Origin of the sequence: Flavobacterium sp. SOK18b (assembly GCF_014156605.1) — a bacterium.
Classification (GTDB): domain Bacteria; phylum Bacteroidota; class Bacteroidia; order Flavobacteriales; family Flavobacteriaceae; genus Flavobacterium; species Flavobacterium tiangeerense.
Genome location: NZ_QKNZ01000133.1, coordinates 1 through 3,162 on the forward strand (window position 1 = coordinate 1; position 3,162 = coordinate 3,162).

General features: G+C 29.1%; 3 protein-coding genes. All 3 read right to left on the reverse strand.

Features of this window, described 5'->3' with window-relative positions:
- Positions 1-543: 543 nt before the first annotated feature.
- The 3 genes from DNC80_RS14810 to DNC80_RS14820 all read right to left on the reverse strand — a co-directional run bounded on the left by DNC80_RS14810 (position 544) and on the right by DNC80_RS14820 (position 2,822).
- Positions 544-1,380, reverse strand: coding sequence for an ABC transporter permease (locus tag DNC80_RS14810; RefSeq protein ID WP_182651873.1), 837 nt, complete (start codon positions 1,378-1,380; stop codon positions 544-546).
- Between the two features lie 80 nt (positions 1,381-1,460).
- Positions 1,461-2,354 (reverse strand): ABC transporter ATP-binding protein, encoded by an 894-nt coding sequence (locus tag DNC80_RS14815; protein ID WP_182651874.1) that lies wholly within the window; start codon positions 2,352-2,354, stop codon positions 1,461-1,463.
- A gap of 66 nt (positions 2,355-2,420) precedes the next feature.
- Positions 2,421-2,822, reverse strand: a complete 402-nt coding sequence (locus DNC80_RS14820; protein ID WP_182651875.1) for a response regulator — start codon at positions 2,820-2,822, stop codon at positions 2,421-2,423.
- Between the last annotated feature and the right edge of the window lie 340 nt (positions 2,823-3,162).

Sequence of the window (3,162 nt, forward strand, 5' to 3'; positions counted from 1 at the left end):
AACTAATTGAAAGTAGAATCGTTAGTAGTAGTAAAGTTTTTTTCATGCGCTAAAAATAGGAAAATTTAAATTATCTTTCTAAAGTAAAATGATCTTTTGATGTTCGGCTTTCAAATAATTGGAGTTAAACTAATAAATTTTGTATAGGGAAAAATCAAACCCGAATGGTTGATTTGCAATTAAAATATAAGTAGCAGATATCTTTAGATCGATATTGTTAATTTAATATAAATTGAGATCATCTTTTTTTTAAACAAAAAATACTAAAGCAATTTTACTAGTACAAGTAATAGATAAGATTACTTCATATGTTAGAAAAATACTTATTAATTACTTAAAATGAGAATGCTTATTTTGCTAAAGCGAAAAAGTATCTATTCTCGTTAAAGCTTTTTTAGAAGTATATTTCCAAAATTATCTGTACTCTTTGCGAGGCTGTAGAGTATAGTTGTCCATAGTTATCGCTTTAGAACAATTTTAAAAATTAGCAACAATAAAGTAAATCAATACTGAATTTAAACCATTCGTCTTAAATTATAGTTTCTATAAATCCCTATTTTTTAAAATTTTATAAGAAAAATATATAAATATAACGGTCCAGCACAATACAATTGCAATTGAAAAAAGGGAAACTCCATAGTCCTTGCTATTCTCTAAACCAATTTGAGTACCAATATTTTTTACAACTGATAAACGTGAAAAAGGCTCAATGATAAGATTAGACATGGATTGTAGTGGTAAAAACTGGGTAATACTTGCTGCAGTAGTACCCTCTGGAAAAACTTTGAATGTTAAAATACCACTTATAATTCCTTCTATAATATTCCAAACCAACAAGAAACCTAAAGCAAATGCAGATCTCTTGATCAAAATTCCAAGAAATAAACAGAAAGAGAAAAAGCCAATTAGTTTTACAAAATAAGCCAATAGATAGTCTAAATCTGCAAAAACAATATCTATTTCAGTAAAGGATGAAAAACTAAATCCAAGTATTAAGGTCAAAATAAAAAGGAACACCGTTGATACCGATGCAAAAAGAAATACAGTCAAAAATTTTGATTGAATGAATTCTTTTTTGCTCATTCCGTCAATCAAGTTTTGTTTTAAGGTACCATAACTGTATTCATTGGCCATCATTGAAACAATTACAATTGCTAAAAAGAATTTCAAAATAGATGCAATGTAGGTATTGAAGTGCCAGATGTATGGGAAATTGAAAATGCCCATTTCGGCTAAATGAAATTTAAATGGGCCTAAATCAAACTTGATAGATGCTATTAATGCAATGAACGTAAGCAAAATGAAGTAGGCTAGTGTTAAAACCCGACTTGCTCTATTTTTCCAGATTTTTTGTAATTCTATCGTAAGAAGTCTTTTCATAAGGTATAATTTTATCTTTGGCTAATTAGCCAAAATTTTAAAAGGTTGTGTTTAGTCAGTAAAATGAAATTGAGATAGACTTATTTATTTGTCAGTTCTAAGAACTGCTCTTCAAGACTATTTCTACGTTTTACAAGATGATTCAGGATAATATTTTTACTAAATAAAAATTGATTGAGGTCTTTTGCTTCGAGTTCTTTTTGTAGATAAACGATTGCTTTATCATTTGTTTTTACTACATTTTTTACTGCAGGGTGCGTTGCTACAAGATCAACAAGTTGTTGCATATTATCAGCTTGTAATTCAAAGAAACCTTCGTTAGAAGACATACCATCAACTAATCCGGTGTATAATATTTTTCCTTTTTGTAATACCAAAACATGCGTACACACTTTTTCAACTTCGTCTAGTAAATGAGAAGCAAGGAGTATAGTAGTTCCTTGTGCAGCAATGATTTTAATAATATCTCTAATTTGATGTATTCCTTGTGGGTCTAATCCGTTTGTAGGTTCATCAAGTATTAAAATTTCAGGATCGTTTAATAATGCCGATGCTATAGCCAAACGCTGTTTCATACCTAGTGAAAAGGTTCTAAACTTACTGTTTTGTCTATCTGTTAACCCTACTAATTCTAGTTTTTCACTTACTTTGGCATAATTAATACCTTTTATTTGACACACTAGCTCCAGATTCTCCTTGGCAGTCATGTATGGGTAAAAATTAGGTCTTTCAATAATAGCACCTACTTTTTTTAGTGCATCGTGAGTTTGTATCGTACCGCCAAACCAGCTGTAAGAGCCAGAAGTTTTGTTAACAACATTAAGTACAATACCTAACGTTGTTGATTTTCCGCTACCATTAGGTCCTAGAATTCCGTAAACGTTGCCTTTTTGAATATCAAATGATACATCTTTCAAGGCTTGTACTGCGCCGTAACGCTTATTAAGATTTTGTATGGTTAAAATGGTTTCCAAGTGTCAAGTTTTTTTTGGTTTAACTATATGACGTTGGAGAAAAGATTTTGTTACTACTTTTTAGGTTTACTTTGAAATAGCTATAAAATGTTTGATTGCTTCAAGTTTTTCAATGCTTATAGGTTTTTCTATATAATTTTTAACATTAGCGTATTTTTTTGCTTTTTCAATATCGGAAAATTCAATAGAGGAGGTCATTATGAAAACAAAAATATCTTTTTGTATGTTTAATTGTTTTAGTGCGTCTAGAAATTCCCATCCGTTCATTAACGGCATATTGATATCTAGTAATATACAATCAGGAAGATCATGATGGTTTGTGGCATTTTTTTGTAATAATTCAAGAGCAATTTTAGCATTCGAAAAGGATTCTAATGAACTACTAAAACTTATCCGGTTAGCAAGCATTGTGGTCAGTCGGAGTGTTAAAGAGTCATCATCAATAAGGTAAGTTAATTCATTGCTCATAACTGTATCAGTTTAAATTTAGACCCTAAGCATTTGGTTGATTGAAAATTAAGATAGTAAAAAAGAGGCTCAGTTTTTTATTTTGGTGATACATTTCTAAAAGCATATTTAATTTAACTTAAGCACTTGTTTCACCTAAAATTTACGACCATTTTTATATGAATTTTCAACAATATCAAATATAAAGTTTAAATTCTCAATTCCTACTTTTTTAAAACTTATAATTTGTAATTAATTTCCGTTTATGATAATGTTGAAATTTTAGTTTATTATTTAAAAAATAGTTTCATATTTGTCAAATCAGGGCACTACTTTTAAGAATGTTTTGTTCTTTAAATGC

What these genes read in the sequence shown, in the direction of transcription:
- DNC80_RS14820 (WP_182651875.1), bottom strand. Translation starts at nt 2,822, where the DNA reads ATGAGCAATGAATTAACTTACCTTATTGATGATGACTCTTTAACACTC.
- DNC80_RS14810 (WP_182651873.1), bottom strand. Translation starts at nt 1,380, where the DNA reads ATGAAAAGACTTCTTACGATAGAATTACAAAAAATCTGGAAAAATAGA.